We start from the raw sequence: 1,685 nt of genomic DNA on the forward strand, positions 1-1,685 counted from the left end.
CGCCCGCAGGCAGGTTCCGATGCCCTCTGGGCTGAAACCGATACGCCGTCGCCCATCCCAAACTCGCAACACTTCAATACGCGATGCCGTCAGTATTTCCGCAGCTAGCGCGAGTTTGATTTGGCGAGTTCCGTCTCTGCCGTTCGTATCACCGTCACGGTGACGCCGATTCGAACGCCGTGCCGCCGGGAGGTGGTCGCACCATTGGCGCACGGCGGTCGCGCCAGACGTACCGCCGAGCATTCGGGTCGGCCGCAGGGCTTTACCGCGGTCGCATGGCCCCCGACTGCTTGGGTCCCCGTGCCTTGATTTGCTGAGATGCGAGCACTTGCTTCAGAAGCACGAATGCGGCGCCACCGTGCCGCTGCTGACACTGGAGACCGTTCGACCGATCGGCTACCTGTCAACCCCTGCAAGCAGGGTGTGCTCACGGCGCCGCAGGGCTAAGTTCAAGATCACCATGCGGAACGGAACAGGCTCAGCCATCGTCAAGCGAATCCATCTTGTGATCCCTGAGCTTCTGGCTGCCGATCTGCAGATCCTGGCGCTGGCTATCACCAACGGTGCGGCCGACCCGGGATGGGGCGGGGTGCCGCTGAGCCGGCGGCGATTCAAGCGCAAGTCGTCGTCGCCGCTTCCCCTGGACGCGCGCGGCCAAGAATATTCCTCGGTACGTGCGGCTGGCAGCGGACCCAAGGGCGGAAGGCAGTCGTGCGGAAGCGTTTCCTGATACCGGTCACGGTGGCGCTGGGGGTGATTCTCGCGGTGGTCGCCGGGGTGACGGTGAACCGTCGCTCGGACAGCGACATACCCACGGCCGCGCCGCAGCAGAGCGCGACCGCCGACTATCCGATCATCTGGTCGCCGGCTCTGGTGGGCGGCAAGACCGGAACCGGACCGGCGACCGATGATCCGGGGCCGACCGCCGAGCAGTTCCTCGACGAACTCGGCGTCCCCACGTCCGACCTGACCTTCTCGGCCGAGCAGGACAACCGGGGGGAGGCACGGCTGATCAAGGTCACGAACCGGAACGGCAGCGTGCTCGGCACGGTGAGCCTGGGCCGGGACGCCGGCGGCGGCGCGTGGGGCGTGCAGGCAATGCAGTCGCCGCGTACCACCGTGCGCCACCCGGAGCCGAACGGCGCGGTCAACCCGCCGCTGTCGGTCAACTTCCTGCCCACCACCGACGGCACGGCGCGGGTACGCCTGCTGGACGCCCGCAACTCCCAGGAGTTGACCAGTTGGTCGGAGAACGTCGACCCGGACGAGTACATGTATGCGAATGCCAACTTCACCAGGGACGCGAACCCGTTCCCCGGATATCTGGTGCTGACCGTGCAGGACGGCGACGGACGGTTCACGAGTGTCGTCGTGATGCCGCTGACGATCGGGATCGCGGGAACCTGAGCGGCTGCGCCCTGCATGATGGCCGCATGGTGACGAGCTACCGGGCGGCCGGGCGGATCCACGGAATCTAGGCCGCGAGGGGCGGTGGCTCAGCGGCTTGACGCTGGTCTTTGCCCCGAGTGAGCCGACGGGTCATCAGAGTGATGTTTGCCCAGGTGATGTGGGCCCCGGCATGCTCGGGCACAGGGCCCCGGCAAAGTCATGGCGGTGTCCGACTTGAGTGGATCAAGGTAGAAGCGCCTCGGTTGGCGGCAGCAAGACGGGCATGACCGGTTCAG

The 1,685-nt window shown here is 66.6% G+C and carries 2 protein-coding genes; both read left to right on the forward strand.

The window, feature by feature from the left end:
• Positions 1-328 precede the first annotated feature (328 nt).
• Positions 329-730: a hypothetical protein gene (locus AB0I88_RS41230; protein WP_361037747.1), complete on the forward strand. Its 402-nt coding sequence runs from the start codon at positions 329-331 to the stop codon at positions 728-730.
• Complete coding sequence (locus tag AB0I88_RS41235; protein WP_361037749.1) at positions 712-1,407, forward strand: hypothetical protein; 696 nt, start codon at positions 712-714, stop codon at positions 1,405-1,407. Before AB0I88_RS41230 ends, AB0I88_RS41235 begins: the two co-directional genes overlap by 19 nt.
• Positions 1,408-1,685 lie beyond the last annotated feature (278 nt).

It is taken from the genome of Actinoplanes sp. NPDC049802 (assembly GCF_040656595.1).
Taxonomy (GTDB): Bacteria; Actinomycetota; Actinomycetes; order Mycobacteriales; family Micromonosporaceae; genus Actinoplanes.